Annotated in this window: 20 protein-coding genes; 13 read left to right on the top strand and 7 right to left on the bottom strand. The window is 44.5% G+C overall.

Translation table 11 applies throughout. The features are described 5' to 3' along the window. Window positions 1–774: an ABC transporter ATP-binding protein gene (locus IRJ16_RS01490; RefSeq protein WP_194109741.1), complete on the bottom strand. Its 774-nt coding sequence runs from the start codon at window positions 772–774 to the stop codon at window positions 1–3. Window positions 775–1,008: 234 nt separating this feature from the next. Between IRJ16_RS01490 and IRJ16_RS01485 the strand changes: the two genes are divergently transcribed. After that, a complete protein-coding gene (locus IRJ16_RS01485; RefSeq protein ID WP_194109740.1) occupies window positions 1,009–3,000 on the top strand; it encodes a DUF1800 domain-containing protein in 1,992 nt (663 codons plus the stop codon). A gap of 74 nt (window positions 3,001–3,074) precedes the next feature. Then, a complete protein-coding gene (locus tag IRJ16_RS01480; RefSeq protein ID WP_194109739.1) occupies window positions 3,075–4,349 on the top strand; it encodes a DUF1501 domain-containing protein in 1,275 nt (424 codons plus the stop codon). Window positions 4,350–4,409: 60 nt separating this feature from the next. On the opposite strand, the gene IRJ16_RS01475 is transcribed toward IRJ16_RS01480, so the two are convergent. Both IRJ16_RS01475 and IRJ16_RS01470 read right to left on the bottom strand, forming a co-directional pair. Beyond that, window positions 4,410–5,063, bottom strand: a complete 654-nt coding sequence (locus tag IRJ16_RS01475; RefSeq protein ID WP_228079727.1) for an NAD(P)-dependent oxidoreductase — start codon at window positions 5,061–5,063, stop codon at window positions 4,410–4,412. 42 nt (window positions 5,064–5,105) lie between these two features. Continuing rightward, on the bottom strand, window positions 5,106–5,513 hold the full coding sequence (locus IRJ16_RS01470) for an RrF2 family transcriptional regulator (protein ID WP_194109738.1): 408 nt from the start codon (window positions 5,511–5,513) through the stop codon (window positions 5,106–5,108). A 328-nt stretch (window positions 5,514–5,841) separates the two neighbouring features. Between IRJ16_RS01470 and IRJ16_RS01465 the strand changes: the two genes are divergently transcribed. Beyond that, window positions 5,842–7,209 carry a UDP-N-acetylmuramate--L-alanine ligase gene (locus tag IRJ16_RS01465; RefSeq protein ID WP_194109737.1) on the top strand — a complete coding sequence of 456 codons (1,368 nt, stop codon included), beginning with the start codon at window positions 5,842–5,844 and terminating at the stop codon, window positions 7,207–7,209. A gap of 78 nt (window positions 7,210–7,287) precedes the next feature. After that, entirely contained in the window at window positions 7,288–7,629 is a 342-nt protein-coding gene (locus IRJ16_RS01460; RefSeq protein ID WP_194109736.1) for a helix-turn-helix domain-containing protein, read from the top strand. A 149-nt stretch (window positions 7,630–7,778) separates the two neighbouring features. Here IRJ16_RS01460 and IRJ16_RS01455 read toward each other — a convergent pair whose 3' ends face one another. From IRJ16_RS01455 to scpB, 3 genes are all read right to left on the bottom strand, one after another. Next, on the bottom strand, window positions 7,779–8,897 hold the full coding sequence (locus tag IRJ16_RS01455; protein ID WP_194109735.1) for a GNAT family N-acetyltransferase: 1,119 nt from the start codon (window positions 8,895–8,897) through the stop codon (window positions 7,779–7,781). An 80-nt stretch (window positions 8,898–8,977) separates the two neighbouring features. Continuing rightward, a complete protein-coding gene (locus tag IRJ16_RS01450; RefSeq protein ID WP_194109734.1) occupies window positions 8,978–9,157 on the bottom strand; it encodes a hypothetical protein in 180 nt (59 codons plus the stop codon). Between the two features lie 120 nt (window positions 9,158–9,277). Then, on the bottom strand, window positions 9,278–9,841 hold the full coding sequence (scpB, locus tag IRJ16_RS01445; protein ID WP_194109733.1) for an SMC-Scp complex subunit ScpB: 564 nt from the start codon (window positions 9,839–9,841) through the stop codon (window positions 9,278–9,280). A gap of 113 nt (window positions 9,842–9,954) precedes the next feature. Here scpB and IRJ16_RS01440 point away from each other — a divergent pair, with 113 nt between their 5' ends. The 7 genes from IRJ16_RS01440 to IRJ16_RS01410 all read left to right on the top strand — a co-directional run bounded on the left by IRJ16_RS01440 (window position 9,955) and on the right by IRJ16_RS01410 (window position 17,352). Beyond that, window positions 9,955–10,650: a ferritin-like domain-containing protein gene (locus IRJ16_RS01440; protein WP_194109732.1), complete on the top strand. Its 696-nt coding sequence runs from the start codon at window positions 9,955–9,957 to the stop codon at window positions 10,648–10,650. A 14-nt stretch (window positions 10,651–10,664) separates the two neighbouring features. Further along, window positions 10,665–11,516 carry a ferritin-like domain-containing protein gene (locus IRJ16_RS01435; protein WP_194109731.1) on the top strand — a complete coding sequence of 284 codons (852 nt, stop codon included), beginning with the start codon at window positions 10,665–10,667 and terminating at the stop codon, window positions 11,514–11,516. A 132-nt stretch (window positions 11,517–11,648) separates the two neighbouring features. Next, a complete protein-coding gene (gene gap / locus IRJ16_RS01430; protein WP_194109730.1) occupies window positions 11,649–12,650 on the top strand; it encodes a type I glyceraldehyde-3-phosphate dehydrogenase in 1,002 nt (333 codons plus the stop codon). Next, complete coding sequence (locus tag IRJ16_RS01425; protein WP_194109729.1) at window positions 12,647–13,084, top strand: GNAT family N-acetyltransferase; 438 nt, start codon at window positions 12,647–12,649, stop codon at window positions 13,082–13,084. Before gap ends, IRJ16_RS01425 begins: the two co-directional genes overlap by 4 nt. A 102-nt stretch (window positions 13,085–13,186) precedes the next feature. Beyond that, window positions 13,187–14,377 carry a phosphoglycerate kinase gene (locus tag IRJ16_RS01420; RefSeq protein WP_194109728.1) on the top strand — a complete coding sequence of 397 codons (1,191 nt, stop codon included), beginning with the start codon at window positions 13,187–13,189 and terminating at the stop codon, window positions 14,375–14,377. Window positions 14,378–14,488: 111 nt separating this feature from the next. Further along, window positions 14,489–15,451: a DUF5677 domain-containing protein gene (locus IRJ16_RS01415; RefSeq protein WP_194109727.1), complete on the top strand. Its 963-nt coding sequence runs from the start codon at window positions 14,489–14,491 to the stop codon at window positions 15,449–15,451. A 29-nt stretch (window positions 15,452–15,480) separates the two neighbouring features. After that, the gene (locus tag IRJ16_RS01410) at window positions 15,481–17,352 is read left to right on the top strand and encodes a CocE/NonD family hydrolase (protein ID WP_194109726.1); all 1,872 of its coding nucleotides are present in this window, start codon (window positions 15,481–15,483) and stop codon (window positions 17,350–17,352) included. A 323-nt stretch (window positions 17,353–17,675) separates the two neighbouring features. On the opposite strand, the gene IRJ16_RS01405 is transcribed toward IRJ16_RS01410, so the two are convergent. After that, a complete protein-coding gene (locus IRJ16_RS01405) occupies window positions 17,676–18,269 on the bottom strand; it encodes a thioredoxin family protein (RefSeq protein WP_194109725.1) in 594 nt (197 codons plus the stop codon). A 206-nt stretch (window positions 18,270–18,475) separates the two neighbouring features. Here IRJ16_RS01405 and IRJ16_RS01400 point away from each other — a divergent pair, with 206 nt between their 5' ends. Together IRJ16_RS01400 and IRJ16_RS01395 are read left to right on the top strand one after the other, a co-directional pair. After that, the gene (locus IRJ16_RS01400) at window positions 18,476–18,949 is read left to right on the top strand and encodes an energy transducer TonB (RefSeq protein WP_194109724.1); all 474 of its coding nucleotides are present in this window, start codon (window positions 18,476–18,478) and stop codon (window positions 18,947–18,949) included. Window positions 18,950–19,142: 193 nt separating this feature from the next. Further along, window positions 19,143–19,628 carry a c-type cytochrome gene (locus IRJ16_RS01395; protein WP_228079725.1) on the top strand — a complete coding sequence of 162 codons (486 nt, stop codon included), beginning with the start codon at window positions 19,143–19,145 and terminating at the stop codon, window positions 19,626–19,628. The last annotated feature ends 68 nt before the right edge of the window (window positions 19,629–19,696 follow it).

The following is a 19,696-nucleotide window of genomic DNA, read 5'->3' as shown; positions in this document are numbered from 1 at the left end:
TCAGTCGAATGCGTTAATGATAGCGTCAGCCTCGGTGCCCGAGCCTTCACGTCCAGTTAGTTTAGCAAAAATGCCTTCGAGGGTATCGCTATGGTCTTGTTTGAGTGACTCGAAAGTGCCGTCGGCAATGATCTTGCCTTTATCGATCAATAAGATCCGGTCGGATACCTTTTCTACCACGTCCATCATGTGCGAGCAGTAGAAAACCGTTTTGCCTTCTGCTTTTAACCTTACGATCAATTCTTTGATCATGATCACCGCGTTGGCATCCAGACCTGATAATGGCTCGTCTAATACAATGATCTTGGGGTTATGGATAATACCCGATATCAGCAATACCTTTTGCTTCATGCCTTTACTAAAGGTGTCCATCCGGTTATTGATGTTATCGCCAAGGCCAAACGCGGTCAGTAGCTTTTTAGCGCGATCATGAAGTAAATGCTCTTCCATGCCGTACAGTTTACCAATAAAATCAAGGTATTCCATAGGGCTAAGCACATCGTATATCTCAGCGTTCTCGGGTACGTAACCGATCAGTTTTTTTATGCCTTGCGGATCTTGGGCCATGTTGATGCCGTCTACGATCACTTCGCCTTTAAAATCGGGGATAAGTCCGGTCAGTATTTTAACCGTAGTGGATTTTCCGGCACCATTGGGGCCAATGTAACCGATCACCTGACCGGGGTAAATGTCGAGGTCTAGGCCTTTAAGGACCAATTTATCGCCGTAATATTTTTGAAGGTTACTGATCCGTATCAGAGGGGTATCGTTCATATGCAGAGCTGAAAGTTTTGCGTTAAGGTACAAAAGATCGCCGATATGATGCCCTGACTTACGAATTTGTTACGGTAAACTTATTGCCCGCTTTTCGGTTATACAAAGGTTATGATGTTCAATGTCAATAATATCGTTACATAAATTCGTTCACGGTCGATACGATATTTTAAACCAATGGCTTAATTTTACGTCATACAATTATTGCCTTCCCCTGTCTTAACTAAAAGCATTATGAAAAGTCCAGTCAAGTATTTTCTGTCGCTTGTTGCGTTATTAAGCGGAATTTTCGTTCTATCGTCATTCCTTTCGGCTGATTGGTCGGTCGCTCCCAGTTTTAAATTTCCATATAAAAAAGCAGGTCTGACGGAACGGCAAGCAGCCGCTCACTTGTTAAGCCGATTCACTTACGGTGCAACGCCCGGCGAGATAGATGAAGTGGTGAAGACGGGGCTGGAAAAATGGTTCGAACAGCAATTGGACGGCAATATGCCGGATGATTCGCTAACCACACTGCTTGCACCCTACGATGCCATGAAGATGACCAATACCCAAGTCGCAAACGTGTACCCGCGCGGCGGTCAGGCTTTGCGTATGGCTATCAAAGACGGTGTGATCAATAAAGATTCGGCACGCGAGGATCGCAAGGAATACCGTAACGAATTGAACGCCTACATGGCATCTAAAGGTTTAAAACCGATGCAGGAATTGTATCGCCAATTATATAACCAAAAGGTGATGCGCGCGGCCTACTCTCATAATCAACTGCGTGAGGTGCTGACCGAGTTTTGGCTGAACCACTTTAACGTATCTACCACCAAAGGTGACGCTGCCGAGTTTATCCCGGCTTACGAGCGTGATGTGATACGCCCTAACGTGACCGGCAAATTTGGCGACCTGTTACTGGCTACTGCTAAATCCCCGGCGATGCTTTATTACCTGGATAATTTTACCAGTTCGGGAGCGAGCGCTAATCAGGATAATAATAAGCAATTCCAGGCGCGTATGAAAGCGATGGAAGAACAGGCTGCCACCAACCCGATGATGGCCGAGATGATGGATAAAGTGATCAAGGGTAAAAAGAATTCGGGCTTGAACGAGAACTACGCCCGTGAGGTAATGGAACTACATACACTTGGTGTGGACGGCGGTTACACGCAAGAAGATGTGACCCAAGCCGCCAAAGTGCTTACCGGCTGGACAGTTTACCCTATGAGCGAATATGGTGGCGGTGCCAATACCATGCAGCAACTAGCCAGAATTGGTGACGACGACAAACTAAAAGCAAAAGGATATTACCACGATGGTGATTTCCTGTTTACCCCTAACCGACATGATAATGCTGAGAAGACCGTGATGGGTAAAAAGTTTAGCCCGGCTGGTTATCAGGAAGGTGTGGAATTGTTGGATATGCTGGCCCATCATAATGCTACCGCAAAATTTATCACCCGCAAACTGGCAGTGCGTTTTGTAAACGATAACCCACAGAAAAGCTTGTTGGACAAAATGACCAAAACGTATAACAGCGAAGACGGCGACATCCGTAAGGTGTTAACGACGATGGCAACTTCGCCAGAATTTTGGTCGGCATCGGCGTTGAGGGAAAAAACTAAATCGCCATTCGAGTTAGTGATCAGTTCGGTTAGGAGTTTAAATGCAACCATTACCCAACCATATCAATTGTACAGTTGGGCCAATAAAATGGGGCAGCGCATGTATGGCTATCAGGCACCGACAGGTTATCCTGATAAGGGTCAATATTGGATAAATACCGGCGCGTTATTAAGTAGGATGAACTTCGGTCTGGCCTTAGCATCAGACAGGATCCCAGGTGTTAAGATAGATCTTGCGGCCCTGAACAAGAACCGCGAACCCGAAAGCCCCGAAGCAGCGTTGTTGACATACAGCAAACTGGTAATGCCCGAGCGTGACGTTACAGCTACCGTTAAACAATTAACGCCCATGCTGAACGACCCTAACCTTGGCCAAAAGGTGGCCGAAGCTGCAAGCAAAACGCCGCCGCCAACGCTACCCGCAGCACAAAGTGATATGATGATGAGCGGCGGGCAAGAAATGATGGCTGCAGGTGCTGAACCGAAAGAACCGAAACCAAATGCCGGTCGCCGAAATGGTTACCAGGCACAGACCAATAATAAAGGTAACAATACCATGCTCGCACAAGTGGTGGGCATTATTGTAGGTTCTCCGGAGTTTCAGAGGAGATAAGGCCCCCCTTCCCTAAAGTGGAGGAATTGGGGAAATAAGAATTGGATATAAAAACCAAACAAAAATATAAGGTCATGACATCGAGAAGAGGTTTTTTAAAACAAGGTGGGATAGCCCTGTTCGGCGTTGGATTGATGGGCGGTATCCCGGCTTTTTTAGCCGAGGCTGCTGCAAGTGGTAATAAGATCATTAACCCGTTCCAGAGACGTAAGATCATGGTTACTATTTTTCAGCGTGGCGCAATGGATGGGCTGATGGCGGTGACACCGTTCACCGATGAGAATTTAAAGAAAGCCCGCCCAACGTTATTCATGACGGCAGCGCAAGGCGGCAAAACCAAGCCATTGATCGATCTGGACGGTCGCTTTGGTCTGCATCCTTCAATGGCTGCTTTCGAGCCGTTATTCCGTGAGAAACGTTTAGGTATCGTTCATGGGATAGGTTCGCCGAATAATACCCGTTCACACTTTGATGCGCAGGATTACATGGAGGCCGGTACGCCATTTAATAAAGGTACCGCCAGTGGTTGGCTTAACAGGGCTGTCGGTCTGTTAGGTCACGAGGCCGCTACGCCATTCCAGGCGGTGAGTTTAACCTCATCGATGCCGCGCTCATTTTATGGGGATAACCCTTCAGTATCGATCAGCAACCTGCAGGATTTTGACATACAGATGGGCGGCAATAAGAACGCCGCTAATATGGCGGCTAAAAGCTTTGAGGATCTTTATGGTCAGGCTACATCCAGTTTGCTTAAAGAGACCGGTAAAGAGAGCTTTGATGCCGTAAAAATGCTGCAAAAGAATGATGTAAGGAATTACAGACCTGCTGCCGGAGTTGCATATCCCAATACCGCTTTAGGTAATTCGCTTAAACAAATAGCCCAACTGATAAAGATGGACGTAGGCCTGGAAATAGCCTTCGCCGAATCTGGTGGTTGGGATACGCACTTTAATCAGGGTACCGAGAACGGTCCGTTCGCCCGTAATGTGGCCGATCTGAGCAATAGTATCGTAGCATTTTGGAGCGATATCAGTCAGTATCAGGACGACGTTACCTTAATGACCATGACCGAATTTGGCCGTACGGTAGCGCAGAATGGTACAGGTGGTACTGACCATGGCCGTGCATCGTGTAACTTCATTTTAGGTAATGACGTTAACGGTGGACTGGTACATGGCGATATGAAGCCGCTGATCAAAGAGAACCTGGAAGATGGCCGCGATCTGGCCGTAACTACCGATTTCCGCGCGGTGTTCAGCGAGGTGGCCGATAAACATCTGAAGATCAATAACGATAAAAAGCTATTCCCTGATTGGAAAGGGGAGAAGATAGGGGTGATGAAAGCTTAAGGCTTTTGATTACCAAGATAATAGAGCCTTCCCGACACAGAGTCAGGAAGGCTTCATTATTTAGTAACCTAAGGTAAAACGTTGTTTAATGAATTGACCTTTTTCCAATTCGTCAACCAAAGCTACAGCAAGGTCCTCAACAGAGATATCGCTTTTACCTTGCTCGTTAAATACAGGGTTATCGGTGCCTAAACGGAATACACCGGTGCGCGTACCCGGGTGCAGGTTGATGGCAGGGCTTAGGAACGTCCAATCCAGTTTGGTCTCATTCTTTAGGATATTTAAGTAATCGCGGGCAGCTGTCGCGCCTTCTTTCCACTCAGCCGGGAATTCAGTGCTGTCTACCAATTGCGAACCATCAGGTAAGTATAAGCTACCGGCACCACCTATCACCAGTAAACGTTTTACACCGGCTTTTTTTGTAGCAGCTTGGATAGTTTCTGAGCCTTTGATAAAGTCGGCATACAGATCCGGGTTTCCCCAACCTGCATTAAAGGAACTCGATACGGCGTCGTGGCCGGTGAGTGCTTCTGCTAAAGCGTCGGCATCATAAATATCAACTGCCTTTAGGGTCAGGTTATCATTAGTTACGGTGATCTTATCCGGGTTACGTGCTATGGCAGTTACCTGGTGGCCGCGGCTTAATGCTTCGTTCAATACTGCTGTGCCGGTATAGCCGGTAGCGCCTATTAATGCAATTTTTATATTTGTCATTTTAATTGTAATTAAATATGTTACAGTTTTATTTAAATTTTTTTAATCGAAATTTCTCGAAAATTCGGCGAGCGTTATGGTCGAAAGTTTGGTCAATATCTCGTGGTCAACTTCGTCATAAAGTTTACCGATCTGTCCGCCTATTTGTCGCCCGATAGGGCAGGCCGGGTTGGGTTGATTTTTTGATGAACCCAATAACGGCCCGGTCTTCACAGTGCGATAGATCATATCTAAAGTGATCTTATCGGCGGATAAACTTAACGTGTAGCCGCCGCCTTTACCTTCTTTGCTATCTATCAAGCCATGGTTGCGCAGGTTGCTTATCTCTTTACGTACCAGGGCCGGGTTGGTGTTCAAACTGCCGGCCATATAGTCTGACGATAATACTTCACCATCTGCGTGATCAAGCAGGGTGAGGATATGTATCGCGATCTGGAAACGGGCGTTCATGTTCTGTTTATCTGTAATTAAAATTATTACAGTACAAATGTACGCTGAATATTTAATTCGGCAAGTTATTTTGATAGCGATCCTTTAAAATGAAACGTTACTGACAAAACGAGCTTGCAAATGACGACCGCTTTGCCGCATAATTAAAGCTTTTTTTAAATCGCTGGTCCACAGTAGTATTTCAGAGCAATTATCGCTCAATTCGTCCGTACCCGTGCTGTTGTTGAAGTGAGTTTAAAATAGTCTGTAAACGACAAATAATTTTATAAAGGTTAATAGTTTTTTGTGTTTATTTGCAATAACAAATTTTTACAACCTATAGGATTAAATGACGGTACATTTTATAGCCATTGGCGGCAGCGCTATGCACAATTTGGCTATCGCACTTCACAACAAAGGCTTTAAAGTTACCGGTTCGGACGATGTCATGTTCGAGCCTTCCCGTAGTCGTCTGGCAAAATATGGTATCCTGCCACAGCAGGAGGGATGGTATCCTGAAAAGATAACCGTCGACCTTGATGCCGTTATTTTAGGAATGCATGCCCGCGTAGATAATCCAGAGTTACTGAAAGCACAGGAATTAGGCCTGAAGATCTATTCTTATCCTGAATATATCTACGAGCAGTCTAAAGATAAACTTCGTGTTGTTATTGGTGGTAGCCACGGTAAAACCACCATCACCAGCATGATCCTGCATGTATTGAACAATGTAGGTAAACAGTTCGATTACCTTGTTGGCGCGCAGTTGAAAGGCTTTGAAACCATGGTTAAGCTGACCGACGCGCCTGTGATCATAATAGAGGGCGACGAATATCTGGCTTCGCCGATAGACCGCCGGCCTAAATTTCATTTGTATAAAGGTAACATCGGTGTGATCAGTGGCATAGCCTGGGATCATATCAATGTGTTCCCGACTTTTGATAGCTATATAGAGCAGTTCCGCTTGTTCATTAAAACCATCCAGCCGGGCGGTAAATTGATCTTTAGTGAGGACGATACCGTTTTGAGCGAGGCAGTTGCCCAAACCCAGGCAGATGGTATTGTCGAGATACCTTACACATTACCAAAGTATCAGATCAAAGAAGGCGTTACCTCGGTAATTGCAGAAGGCAACGTTTACGATATGCACGTGTTCGGCGACCATAACCTGCTGAATATGCAGGCGGCCCGTTTGGTATGCGAGCAGTTGGGTATAGACAGCGATAGCTTTTATAAAGCGATCAGCAGCTTTACCGGAGCGGCCCGCAGGTTGGAGCTGATGGGTAAGTCTGACAGTACTAACATCTATAAAGACTTTGCGCATTCGCCATCTAAATTGCATGCAACTATCAATGCGGTAAAAACGCAGTTCCCTGATAGGGGATTGATCGCTTGTATGGAGTTGCATACTTTCAGCAGCCTTAACAAAGAGTTTTTAAGCGAGTATGCCGGCACACTGGATGCTGCTGATATGGCGATAGTTTTCATCGACCGTAAGACTTTTGAGCAGAAAAAGATGGAACCATATGATGGTTCGGTACTCAGGACAGCCTTCGCGAACAAAAAAGTGCTGTTTTTTAATGACCCAACAGCCTTACAAGAGCACTTGGAAAATTTAGACATTGAGGGCAAAAACGTGCTCCTGATGAGTTCAGGCAACTTTGGTGGTATCGACTTAGGCGCTTTAACGAATAAACTATTAAAAAAGTTCGAATAATTAATTATTTTTTTTGAAAAATGAATTTTTATTGTAACTTTATTAACTATTGAGAAACCCTTATCCTAATTAATATTTATGAAGACACTTGGAAAAAAGATCAGATTATTAAGGCATCAAAAAGGATGGAGTCAGGAAGATGTTGCTAAAAGATTGGACATTTCTATCCCGGCATTCTCTAAAATTGAGACCGGTATAACTGATATCAATCTTTCCCGGCTCGAGCAAATTTCAACCCTGTTCGAGATGTCCGTCGTTCAGTTACTAACTTTTAGTGAGGGCGAACAGGACCAAAAAACACAGAACGAATTAGAAGCCGTTCATAAAAAATTGATGGATCGCGAAGCTGAGGTTATCGACCTACAGAAAAAGGTCATCGAACTATTTGAAGAATTAAGGCATAATAAAGTGACCGCATAATATGAAGCCCTTCTGTTTATTAAGAAGGGCTTTTTGTTGTCCCGTTTACTGCTTAATCACAAAGTGCACAAAGGAAAGGATCACAAAGCATATAAAGGCCTTTTATGAACAATAAAGTTCGTTGTGGTTGGATAACTGTATTTAAGGTTTTAAAATATCTTTCTCATTGTTAAATGCCGCTTACCGAAGGTCGCTCCTGTAGCTTCGTGGATGGCCAGCATTTTATCGTTAAAATCACCTACCCAGGATAGTTCCAGTTCATCGTATTGGTTCAATGGCAGTACGTATTCTTTAAGCTTGATGAATATGGCTGATTCCAGCCCGTGCTTTTGGAACTTTTGTTTGGTGCCCATTACTACGGCTCGCATCCGCGTTACACCTTTCCATCGGTTGTAAAGGAATTTTAGTTTACCGATCAGGTCCAGTTTCCCATTGAGCGATCTGATCATTTGGTTGGCATCAGGCAAAATAATGATGAATGATGCAGGCTCCTTATCAACGTAAGCGAACCAGATCAGCTTTTCGTCCATAATGGCTTTCATCTTTTCGAAGCTTTCTAATACGGTGGCGCGTTCTATCGGGACAAAATTTTCGAAATCCTTCCAGGCATCATTATAAATAGCCATAAAGTCGCTGGCGAATTTATCTATCTGGCCGATCTTTAAATGCTCAAAACTGTAGCCCGGTTTTTGGGCCACCCAATTAGCGATCTTCGTAAAACGCTCCGGAAATGGCTTGTGTACCGAAAGGTGGTTGGTGATCTGTTCGTAAAGTGTGGTAAATCCGTATTCCTCAAAAAATGCGCGATAATAAGATAGGTTGTATGTCATACCGTAGGATGGCTGAGTGAAGCCTTCTACTAACAATCCCCAAAAGCTATCGTTCTCGCCAAAGTTTATCGGGCCGTCCATGGCTTTCATGCCGTGTTGTTGCAACCAATTTTGGGCTGTATCAAATAGTGTAAAGGCATATTCTTTATTATCAATGCATTCAAAAAAGCCCATGCCGCCGGTTGGCTGATCGTGTTTGTAAGCTTTTTCTTCGTTAATAAAGGCTGCCACACGGCCTACAGGTTTTTGCTGATCATTGAGCAGGACCCACCTTGTTATTTTGCCGTGCTTGTGGAAGTTGTTTTTAGCCGGATCAAACACCGCTTCAACTTCGTTATCTAAAGGGCATACCCAATTTGGGTCGTCTTTATAAATAAAGCGGGCTACATCTAAAAACTGCTTTCGGGTATGTTTATCCTTAACTTCAACTATGGTCATGCAGGGCGTTTAAAAGTACATGTATAAAAAAGGCATCCGTTGTGGTAACGGATGCCTTTCCATTTTATATCGGTCGACGATCAAAAATCGTCGTCGTCATCGTCGTAATCAACGTTCTCAATATCGTCTAACGGCATATCATAGTCGTCTTCATCCTCGTCATACTTCTTCTTGGTCGAAGTTTCCGGCATGTCATCGTCATCATCCAGATCATCATTATCAGTGCTGGCTTTCTTCGTAGGTTTCTTTGGGGCTCCCATATACTTTAGCTTTTAAGACCTTAGTAGGTTGTTTTGTTCGATAATCGTTTCCTATCAATAGTTGTTTACTGTATCCCAAAAATAATAAAGTCGGGTTTTAAACAAAAAAATTATTCCAAATTATTCCTGCGCTTCGCCTATACTTACAGCTGTATCGGTAAAGTCTTTTATCTGAGGTAATTCTGCAATACTGTTTATGCCAAAATAGTCCATAAAAAGCGGACTGGTAGCATACAGAAGCGGTTTTCCCACCGTTTCGGACTTCCCCGATATCACAATTAATTCCTTCTCTAACAATCTTTGTATCGAGTAATCGCTGTTAACGCCGCGTATCTGCTCAACATCCAGCTTGGTTACCGGTTGTTTATATGCAATAATAGCTAAAGTTTCTATAGCGGCCTGACTCATCTTTTTCTTCGACCGCTCTAATTGCAATTGATTGATGATAGGGTGAAAGGTTTTTTTGGTCAGGAATTGATAACCGCTGCCGATCTTCACCAATTCGATAGCCAGCTCGGGCGCGCTGTATTTAGCTTTAATATTATCGATATGGGTGTTGATGTCCTCGTCGCTAAAGTCCTGCTCGAAAGCTGCCTGTAAACAATACAGGATCTCCTCGGCACGGATGCTTTGTTCCGACGCGAATATTAACGCTTCTATCTGTTGTTCAATCTGTTCTGACATAAATGGTTAGGCTTATTCGGAGTACTCCGAAACGGTCTGACATATACCTGACAAATGTAAAACCATTTTTACACAAAACGAGTAATTGATACTAAACAACTCAATTACTTTATATGAAAACACAACTCGACTCAGAGAATAACGTGAACATGGCCCGGAGGTCGTTCTTACGTTATGCAGGTGTAGGCGCGGCAGCCGTTACCGGTGCCATGGTACTTGATTCCTGCAAGAAAAAGGATAACGACGTACCAACTCCGGTAAACACTATCGATATTGGTGCCGGCGATATCGGTATCCTTAACTTTGCTTATGCCTTGGAGCAGTTAGAGGCTGCATTTTACATTCAAGCAGTTGCCAACCCTTACAGCGGTATATCACAAAGTGAGCGTGACCTTTTGACAGACATCCGCGACCATGAGGTTGCCCACCGTCAGTTCTTTAAAGCAGCTATCGGCGGTAGTGCGATCAACGCGTTAACGGTAGATTTCAGTTCTATCGATTTTTCAAACCGCGACAAAGTATTAGCTGCGGCCAAAGCATTTGAAGATACAGGTGTAGGTGCTTACAACGGTGCCGGTTACCTGATCAAAGATGTTAACTATTTGGCCTTAGCAGGTAAGATCGTATCAGTAGAGGCGCGTCATGCGGCTTACATTCGTGCGCTGATCAGTCCAGCAAGCTTTGCCGACAGCACCATTTTAGATGGTAATGCTATGGACAAACAATTGACCATAGCCCAATCTTTAACAATAGCTAACACCTATTTAAAGACAAAAGTAAGTGCAGCTTCATTTAATTACGTTCCTTAATCACCCCCATTGCCATGAATATTTTAGAAATAATTGACCAGATAGATAAGGCAGACCCGGAATTTCAGGACAGGATCGATCCACGCCGTGCTGCCATCAAAAATATGATGGGTTTCGGCACGAAGGTCGCTGCCGCCGCGTTGCCATTTGCGTTTACCGCTTTGTTAAAAAAAGCATACGGACAAACCGCGACCCTTACGCCAGCCATTACTACTACGCTAAACATCGCTTTACGCTTAGAGTATTTTGAGGCTGAGTTTTATAACCGCGGTTTAGCCGCTTCTACGTTGACGATCCCATCGGCAGACCGTAGCAATTATATTGCACCGATCGCCGCTCATGAGAACGCGCACGTTAACTTCCTTAAGGGGGTTTTAGGTAGTGCAGCTTTACCTGCTCCCGCCGCCAACAGTTATGATTTTACAGCAGGTGGTGGTTTCGCTACGGTATTTAGCGATTACAATACATTCCTTGCCGTTGCGCAAGCATTTGAGGACACAGGCGTAAGGGCTTACAAAGGCCAGGCAGGTGTGTTGTTAGGTCAGCAGGTGTTTTTGACCGCAGCTTTGAATATCCACTCGGTAGAGGCGCGTCACGCTGCCGCTATCCGTTACTTGCGCCGTACCCGTGGTACAGCTATCAAACCATGGATCACTGGTGGGAACGATACAGGCATAGCCGCTGTGAACGCTGTTTACGATGGCGAAGCTAACGTAACGCAAGCAGGTGCCGATATCTCTAAATTGGCCGGTGCAACAGCCGGAACAACAATATCAGTAAATGCTGCTACCGAGTCTTTCGACGAGCCGTTAACAGCTGCACAAGTAACTGCCATTGTTAGCCCGTTCGGCGTAAGGTTCAGTTAATAGAGTCCTTGTTTTATAGTGAATGGAGCGTCCCCAAAAAAGGGACGCTCTTTTTGTTACGGTACGCTGATGATCGGCATCTAACGCATTTATAATATTTACTTAGCTTTGCGTGCTTTAAATAAACCAAACATGCGTATAGCTATTAATGGGTTCGGCCGGATAGGCCGGATATTTTTAAGGCAGATATTGGCCAAGCTGGATATCGAAGTGGTTGCTATAAATGACCTGGCCGATACCGCCACCATAGCCCATCTTTTTAAGTACGATTCGGTACATCGTGGTTTCCAGGGAACTGTTTCTGCCGATGGTGACAAGCTGATCGTCAACGGAAAGTCCGTCCAAACTCTTTGTATCAAAGAACCATCTGAATTACCTTGGGCTGAATTAGATATCGATCTGGTGATCGAGGCTACCGGTAAATACGCAAGCCGCGCCGGTGGTGAAAAGCATTTGCAAGCAGGCGCTAAACAGGTTATCCTATCGGCACCGTCGACAGATAAAGAAACCCCGACAACCGTGTTAGGTGTTAATGATGATATCGCGCATTTGAGTGCGCTTATCATCTCCAATGCATCATGTACCACCAATAACGTGGCCGCGATGATCAAAGTGCTGGAAGATAATTGGGGCATCGTTAGCGGCTACATCACCACAGTACACTCTATGACGGGCGACCAAAACCTGCATGATGCTTCGCATAAGGATCTGCGCCGGGCAAGGGCAGCCTCGGGTTCTATCATCCCCACAACAACAGGTGCGGCTAAGGCAATCACGGCTATATTCCCGCATTTAGATGGCAAGTTAGGCGGTGCGGGTATCCGTGTGCCGGTGCTTAATGGTTCGTTAACTGACTTTACCTGTACATTAAAAACTGTCCCAACTGTAGACGAGATCAACGCCGCTTTTAAAGCTGCAGCCAATGGTCCGATGAAAAATATCCTGGAATATACTGAAGATCCGGTTGTATCGGTAGATGTGTTGGGTAATACGCACAGTTGTCTGTTTGATTCGCTATTAACTTCCATAGTAGGAGAGATGGTGAAAGTGGTTGGCTGGTACGATAACGAAGTTGGCTATTCGAGCCGGTTAGCAGACTTGGTTGAACGCATAAATAATTTAAAGAAAGCATGATCAAATTTATATCAGTAGAAGACCTGCTGCCCATCCGCAACGCCGTTTTAAGAGAAGGCCATAACCTTACCGACGAGCAGTGCCGCTTCCCGACAGACACCATCGAGGGCGTTTTTCATTTAGGATATTATGTAGGGGAGGAGTTGGCCTGCGTGGCATCTTTCCATCCGCAAAATTATGGTGAGTTTGCCGGTAAGGCATATCAGTTGCGTGGCATGGCTACTACCGAAAAATATCGCGGTACAGGCTTGGGTAACCAACTGGTCAACTTTGCTATCGTATACCTGAAAGGCCAAAAGGCTAACTACGTTTGGTGCAATGCCCGTAAGGTTGCTGTCAAGTTTTATAAAGGTTTAGGCTTCGAGGTCATATCCGGCGAGTTTGAAGTGGCCGGAATAGGCCCTCATTATGTAATGTATGTTAAGATACAGTGAAGTTTTTGCTAAAGGCTAACATATTTTAGCACTTAGGCTTTAGGTTTTCAGATCATTTTTACGATCTTGCCGACCTTATAATTACAACCATAGCTATCTAATATGAAAACAGTAGATCAAATAAGTTTCTCGGGCAAAAAGGCACTCATCAGGGTTGATTTTAACGTTCCGTTAGACGAACAGTTCAACATCACCGATGATAACCGCATGACCGCGGCTTTACCAACCATCCAAAAGATCCTGAAAGATGGCGGCGCAGTTATCCTGATGTCGCACCTGGGCAGACCAAAAGATGGCCCTACCGATAAATATTCGTTAAAGCATGTGGTAAAACACTTGTCAGACCTGTTAGGTCAGCAGGTAGAGTTTGCTGATGATTGCATTGGCGAGCAAGCTGTAGAAAAAGCTAAAGCTTTGCAGCCGGGCGAAGTGCTTTTATTAGAGAACTTACGATTTTACAAACAAGAAGAAAAAGGCGATGTAGAATTTGCCGAGAAACTATCTAAGTTAGGCGATATCTACGTGAATGATGCCTTTGGTACCGCTCACCGCGCGCACGCATCTACAGCGATCATTGCACAGTTCTTCCCTGAAGCTAAATACTTCGGTTACCTGATGGCAGCTGAATTGACCAACGCCGAGAAGATCCTGAACGACGCTGCTAAACCTTTCACTGCGATCATGGGCGGTTCAAAAGTATCTGACAAGATCCTGCTTATCGAAAAATTATTAGATAAGGTAGATAACCTGATCATTGGTGGCGGTATGGCTTATACGTTTGCTAAGGCTGACGGTGGCACCATCGGTACATCATTGGTTGAGGCTGATAAATTAGAATTGGCTTTATCCATCAAACAAAAAGCAAAAGAAAAAGGCGTTAAATTATACCTGCCTTTAGATAACGTTACTGCTGATGCTTTCTCTCCTGATGCCAACACCGGCATTGCTAAAACCGGCGAGATACCTGACAACTGGATGGGCTTAGATATCGGTCCTGAGACGGCTAAATTATTCAGCGAGGTAGTTGAGAACTCTAAAACCATTTTGTGGAACGGCCCGATGGGGGTATTTGAAATGGAGAAATTCCTGATCGGTACTAAAGCGGTAGCTGAGGCAGTTGCAAAAGCGACCGATAACGGCGCATTCTCACTGATCGGTGGTGGTGACTCTGCAGCAGCGGTAGCTAAATTTGGCATGACCGATGACGTAAGCTACGTATCAACAGGCGGTGGCGCTTTATTAGAATACATGGAAGGCAAAGAATTGCCGGGCGTGAAAGCGATAAACGAGTAATTATTTTCTAAGTACCCAAGATATGAAAGCCGGTTTGTTACAAACCGGCTTTTGTTGTAAATTAACTACTTTAAATTGTGACTATTCGAAATCTGCTCATCGATTTAACAAATGAAACAAGAAGAAATCAATAAACTGAGGAATGATTTTGTTTATTTATCAGGAGGTGATACTCTTATCGCTAACTTCGATATGTGTCAAATTCTTTGTGAATGCATGTTTCAGATATTAAACATTCATGGCAGAGAAATACCTCAGACTAAAGCTGAAAGTGAGTCAAAACTTGTTTTGCAAATGATGTTTTCAAAGCTGCTTAGTTTAAGAGACATGTTAGCCGGAGTGAACTTTGAATCGCGCGATGGGAGCCGAATAAATACGATCATAGACCCTACTGTTGTCGCGGTGTTAGTTAGGACACTTTATGAAACAGTTGCTATGTTTAATCTCGTTTTCATCATTCCGCAATTTGAAGAAGAACGAAAGATTATGTACAATCTTTGGGTTATAGCTGGATTAAAATATCGACAGAAATTTTCAAATAATATTACTATTGATGAAAACAGGCAAAAACAAATTGCTGAGGCCGCTGAGATTTTGACATTGACATCTGAAATTGAAAAAACAAACGTTTTTAATTCGTTAACCGACGCAGGAAAGAAAAAAATTATTGAGCAAATAAAAAAGAGAGATTACAAAGTTAAAATTAATCGGAATGATGTAGAGTTATTGTCTTGGGAAACGACAATACCTCACATGAACATGGATGTAGAAAAGATGGGACCAATGTATAATTATTTCTCACTTTACGCTCACCCATCGAATGTTGCCGTTTTCCAGTATGTTAATTTATTTGACAAACAAAAGAATGATTACATACAGATGAGTAATTTTAACATCGCAACAGGAATAAAATTAATTTCTTTTTTTATCGCCAATTACATCCAACTTTTTCCTAAGGTCAAAGAGATATTTGAAAATTTGCCGCTGATAGATCAAATCATGATAAACTATCATAGTAAATTCATAACAAAAGATGGTAGAACCATTAATGATACTTTGACATCGTTAGGTTAAACTCCCAAAAATTCAAATAGCCCCCTAAGATGAAGCGAATTCTCATTTATATTTTTACCCTGTCAACGGTTGCAGCTTTCGCCCAGCGAGGTCGCCCAAGTCCTGATGCGGAGTACATTAAGGCCAATTATACTAAGTTTGAGTATCAGATACCTATGCGCGATGGTGTAAAGCTGTTCACCTCAGTATACGTTCCCAAAGATCAAACCAGGAAATATCCTTTTATGATGGACCGTACCTGCTACAGCGTGTCGCCATACGGGCCGGATACTTATAAAACATCTTTAGGTCCGTCGACGCAATTTGTGCATGATGGCTACATTTTTGTTTACCAGGACGTACGTGGCCGTTACATGAGCGAAGGGATGTACAAGGAAATGACACCAGCCTTAGAAGTACACAAGACCAATAAAGATGTAGACGAGGGCACGGACACTTACGATACCATCGACTGGTTATTGAAGAACGTCGCTAACAACAACGGCAAAGTAGGGGTGTGGGGAATATCTTACCCCGGGTTTTATACCACCGCTGCTTTAACAAGCCGTCACCCGGCATTGGTGGCTGCATCGCCCCAGGCTCCTATCGCCGATCTTTGGCGCGATGATGGCTGGCACAACGGCGCTTTCTTTTTGGTCGCTAACTTTGGCTTTTATCCGGGATTTATCAACCGTCAGGATGATAAGCCTACACAGCGCCGAGGTGGGCGGATGAACCCGGGTACAGATGACGGCTACGATTTCTTCCTGAAAATGGGGCCGATGAAAAACACCAATGCGAAGTACTACAAAGATACCATGCGTCTATGGAACGACCTATTGGCACACCCGGACTACGACCAACACTGGAAAGATCGCAACATTCTGACCCACCTGCACGATATCAAAACAGCGGTGCTGGTTACAGGTGGTTGGTATGATGCTGAGGATCTTTACGGCGCTATTAATACCTACAAAGTATTAGCAAAGAATAACCCTAAGTCTCCTATCTATTTCACGATGGGGCCATGGGTACATGGCGGCTGGGCCGGAGGTGACGGCGACGCTTTAGGTGATATTAGCTTTGGCGGCCCAACAGGTCCGTGGTATCGCGAAAATGTGGAGTTCCGTTTCTTTAGTCATTATTTAAAAGGAACAATATTAGGCGACCTGGCAACGATCAACACGTTCGAGACCGGTACAAACAAATGGCGCACTTACAAAGCCTGGCCACCGGTAGCATCTGTGGAGAAGAGTTTATACCTTTTACCGGGCGGAAAGTTATCATTCACCGCCGCAACATCAACCAAAGAAAGCTTCGATGCTTATGAGTCTGATCCGGCTAACCCGGTGCCATTTACCGCCGCTAAAAGCATGGGTATGGATAGGGAATACATGGTAGCTGACCAACGGTTCCTTAAGGATCGTAAAGATGTGATCAGCTACACCAGCGATGTGCTTGATAAAGACGTGACCATTGCCGGCAATATCTGGCCAAGCTTAAATGTATCGACCACAGGTACTGACGCTGATTTTATAGTAAAAGTGATCGACGTTTATCCTGATACCGCTGCTAATAACACCATCCGCGGTAAAGAGATAGATATGAAAGGCTATCAGCAAATGGTTAGGAGCGAACCTATCCGCGGTAAATATCGTAACGCTTTTGATAAACCAGAGCCATTTGTGCCGGGCAAGATCACCCCGGTAAAATTCGAGTTGCAAGATGTGTTACATACCTTTAAAAAAGGTCACCGCATTATGGTTCAGATCCAAAGCAGCATGTTCCCGTTGATGGATCGTAACCCACAAACCTTTGTGAACATCATGAAGGCTGATGAAAGTGACTTTAAGAAAGCGACTCATAAGGTTTACACGTCTAAATTGCATCCCAGCTTTTTGAAGGTTAGGGTGATGAATTGATCACAACGGGCCGCATCGCGCTTTTTACGATCTCCCAGGACTTCGAAGTGATAGACCCCAAGTCTCCCCGCTTGAGCGGTGAAGCACTGGACGAACGTGGAGCAGAAACTATCGTAGGGGTGTGTCCTTTCGCAGACCTTGCAAATGAAGGACACACCCCTGACCCCGCTCAAGCGGGGAAGCGAGACTTTAATTTGTTTTGATCAACATGTCATGGAAATCGCCACATCGCCGATAGAATCTCCTCGCGATGACGTGAGTTTTTTAAACAAGCAAGGCCCCGAATTTTCGGGGCCTTGCTTGTTTATAGCGTAAATGCAGAATTATCTGCTTCCTGTAGCGGCAGGCTTAGCTGCCGCCGGTCTTGGTGCCGGTTTATTCTTAGCAAAACGCTCGGTGATCTGGGCCAACTCGCTATCGTTAAGTTTTGATGTGCCTTTTAGCACTTTGATGAAATGGGCCACCTCGTTGTCATCGGCCGGGCAACCTACATTTGTACCATAAGTATCTAAAGCAGCGCCTTCGGGACGGATCTGGCTATCGCCCAGTTTTTTGCCTTTAGTGTCGGCAACGAACCAGAACGGCAGTCCGGCTTTATCACCCTGGTATTGCTTCATTACGTCGGCAGCGCCGGGATTTTCCAGGTTCTTCTTTTCGGGTTGCTCCAACACGTCCAAATGGGCTATTACATAATTATCGGTAAAGAATTTGCTTAGGGCAGGTTCCGCCATTGATGCATCCATCTTTTTGCACCAACCACACCACGATGCATGGAAGATCACCATTACTTTCTTTTTCTCTTTCGAAGCTTGTGCGTAAGCTTTTTTAAGCACGCTTTCGGCGGTGGGCATTTCTGTTTGGGCGAAGGCGCCGGCAGTGAACAGTAGCATCAGCCCTAATATCAATTGTTTTTTCATGTGGGTTTTGTTTTTAAGCAAGTTAAGGATAAAAAACTTCAACGACCACACCCGCCGGGAGTAAAACTATTTTAGTAATTATCTTGTTACAATAAAATAAATTACTTAGCTTTAAATAATTGATCGTCAATTTCTACACCGACATCAACTTCCGCGCCCTGCCTTATAACAACAGCTTTAGTGTTCATCAATTAAATTACAAGGTTATGAAAACTCTGTCCGCTATCCGTTCTAACAAATTTAAGTTCGCGTTGATCACCGGTTTGTGTTGTGTGGCATCATACACGGCCAGTGCTCAGGACGTAAACTCCGTAAAGCCGGCTAAAGAAATTGCCGACCCCGAAACAGCGAACCGCTCCGAGGCTTCGTTCCCGGGAGGAATGAGTAACTTTTATGGTTACTTGGCATCGCAGATCAAGCTGGACTCTACCTGCCACGCAGGCAGAAAGGTGCAGGTAGCTTTTATGGTAGACAAAAAGGGAAAAGTGCGTCGTGCTAAAGTTGACAAACATGTGCTGAGCGAAGAAATGAACAAGCAGTTGGTGCGCATTTTTGAGGGTGCGCCGCAATGGGATCCGGCCCGCCAAAATGGGCATGATATTAAGTCGTACTTTGTTTGCCCGATAGTTTTTATGCCCAAGAGAGACCTTATGGCTTCTAATCAACCCGTGAAACAGTAATTTATAATCTATATAAATAAGGTTCTTTGCAACCCTCAATTAGCTTTGATCTAATAGATTAAGATCGTATTAGAATAAATAACTTTACGTGGTAATGCCTGTGGATAGGTGTTGCCACGTATTTTTTTGTTTACAATTGTCATAATTAAGTAATGTTGAGCTATCTTGGTTTTCAAAATAACCAAAAGCAGCAATGATCAACAAAAAGCTATTTATCACAATGGGCCTATCCAGCCTTATTGTTTTTGGAGCCTTAGCATCCATGCCCCCTGAACCGGAGAAAGCTAAGAATTTGAAAGTATTGCCTAAAAACCTTACCCATGATCAGATCGAGACCATCATGCGTAAATGGACACGCGCTTTAGGCGTACGCTGCAATTTCTGTCACGAACGTGGTAATAATGCGGCAGATACCAAAAAAGAGAAAGAAATGGCCCGCGAAATGTTCAAGATGACGGCCAAGATCAACAGTAAATATTTTGAGGGTAAAAAAGATTCGTTAGGCATGATGAGTGAGAGTGGTATAGCTTGTATCACTTGCCACCGCGGCTCAGCCCATCCCGAATTGAAAGAGTTATTATCGGCGCCGCAGGGTGGCCCTGGTTTTGGTCGCCCGGGAGCGGGTGGTCCTCCGCCGCAAGGTGGTGCCGGTACGCCCCCTCCGCCTCCAACAAAGTAATTTCTTGATATACTATAAAAGACCCGGTCAATACCGGGTCTTTTTTTTAAATGTAGATAGGGTAAAAG

Origin of the sequence: Mucilaginibacter myungsuensis (genome assembly GCF_015222005.1) — a bacterium.
Lineage (GTDB): Bacteria > Bacteroidota > Bacteroidia > Sphingobacteriales > Sphingobacteriaceae > Mucilaginibacter > Mucilaginibacter myungsuensis.
The sequence above is the reverse complement of the archived record's forward strand: the minus strand, read 5'-3'. Positions and strand labels throughout refer to the sequence as shown.

Coding starts and splice junctions, on each gene's coding strand:
- IRJ16_RS01490 (WP_194109741.1), bottom strand. CDS start 774: ATGAACGATACCCCTCTGATACGGATCAGTAACCTTCAAAAATATTAC.
- IRJ16_RS01450 (WP_194109734.1), bottom strand. CDS start 9,157: ATGGGAGCCCCAAAGAAACCTACGAAGAAAGCCAGCACTGATAATGAT.
- IRJ16_RS01470 (WP_194109738.1), bottom strand. CDS start 5,513: ATGAACGCCCGTTTCCAGATCGCGATACATATCCTCACCCTGCTTGAT.
- IRJ16_RS01400 (WP_194109724.1), top strand. CDS start 18,476: ATGAAAACTCTGTCCGCTATCCGTTCTAACAAATTTAAGTTCGCGTTG.
- IRJ16_RS01485 (WP_194109740.1), top strand. CDS start 1,009: ATGAAAAGTCCAGTCAAGTATTTTCTGTCGCTTGTTGCGTTATTAAGC.
- IRJ16_RS01415 (WP_194109727.1), top strand. CDS start 14,489: ATGAAACAAGAAGAAATCAATAAACTGAGGAATGATTTTGTTTATTTA.
- gap (WP_194109730.1), top strand. CDS start 11,649: ATGCGTATAGCTATTAATGGGTTCGGCCGGATAGGCCGGATATTTTTA.
- scpB (WP_194109733.1), bottom strand. CDS start 9,841: ATGTCAGAACAGATTGAACAACAGATAGAAGCGTTAATATTCGCGTCG.
- IRJ16_RS01395 (WP_228079725.1), top strand. CDS start 19,143: ATGATCAACAAAAAGCTATTTATCACAATGGGCCTATCCAGCCTTATT.
- IRJ16_RS01420 (WP_194109728.1), top strand. CDS start 13,187: ATGAAAACAGTAGATCAAATAAGTTTCTCGGGCAAAAAGGCACTCATC.
- IRJ16_RS01460 (WP_194109736.1), top strand. CDS start 7,288: ATGAAGACACTTGGAAAAAAGATCAGATTATTAAGGCATCAAAAAGGA.
- IRJ16_RS01465 (WP_194109737.1), top strand. CDS start 5,842: ATGACGGTACATTTTATAGCCATTGGCGGCAGCGCTATGCACAATTTG.
- IRJ16_RS01440 (WP_194109732.1), top strand. CDS start 9,955: ATGAAAACACAACTCGACTCAGAGAATAACGTGAACATGGCCCGGAGG.
- IRJ16_RS01410 (WP_194109726.1), top strand. CDS start 15,481: ATGAAGCGAATTCTCATTTATATTTTTACCCTGTCAACGGTTGCAGCT.
- IRJ16_RS01455 (WP_194109735.1), bottom strand. CDS start 8,897: ATGACCATAGTTGAAGTTAAGGATAAACATACCCGAAAGCAGTTTTTA.
- IRJ16_RS01425 (WP_194109729.1), top strand. CDS start 12,647: ATGATCAAATTTATATCAGTAGAAGACCTGCTGCCCATCCGCAACGCC.
- IRJ16_RS01475 (WP_228079727.1), bottom strand. CDS start 5,063: ATGACAAATATAAAAATTGCATTAATAGGCGCTACCGGCTATACCGGC.
- IRJ16_RS01480 (WP_194109739.1), top strand. CDS start 3,075: ATGACATCGAGAAGAGGTTTTTTAAAACAAGGTGGGATAGCCCTGTTC.
- IRJ16_RS01405 (WP_194109725.1), bottom strand. CDS start 18,269: ATGAAAAAACAATTGATATTAGGGCTGATGCTACTGTTCACTGCCGGC.
- IRJ16_RS01435 (WP_194109731.1), top strand. CDS start 10,665: ATGAATATTTTAGAAATAATTGACCAGATAGATAAGGCAGACCCGGAA.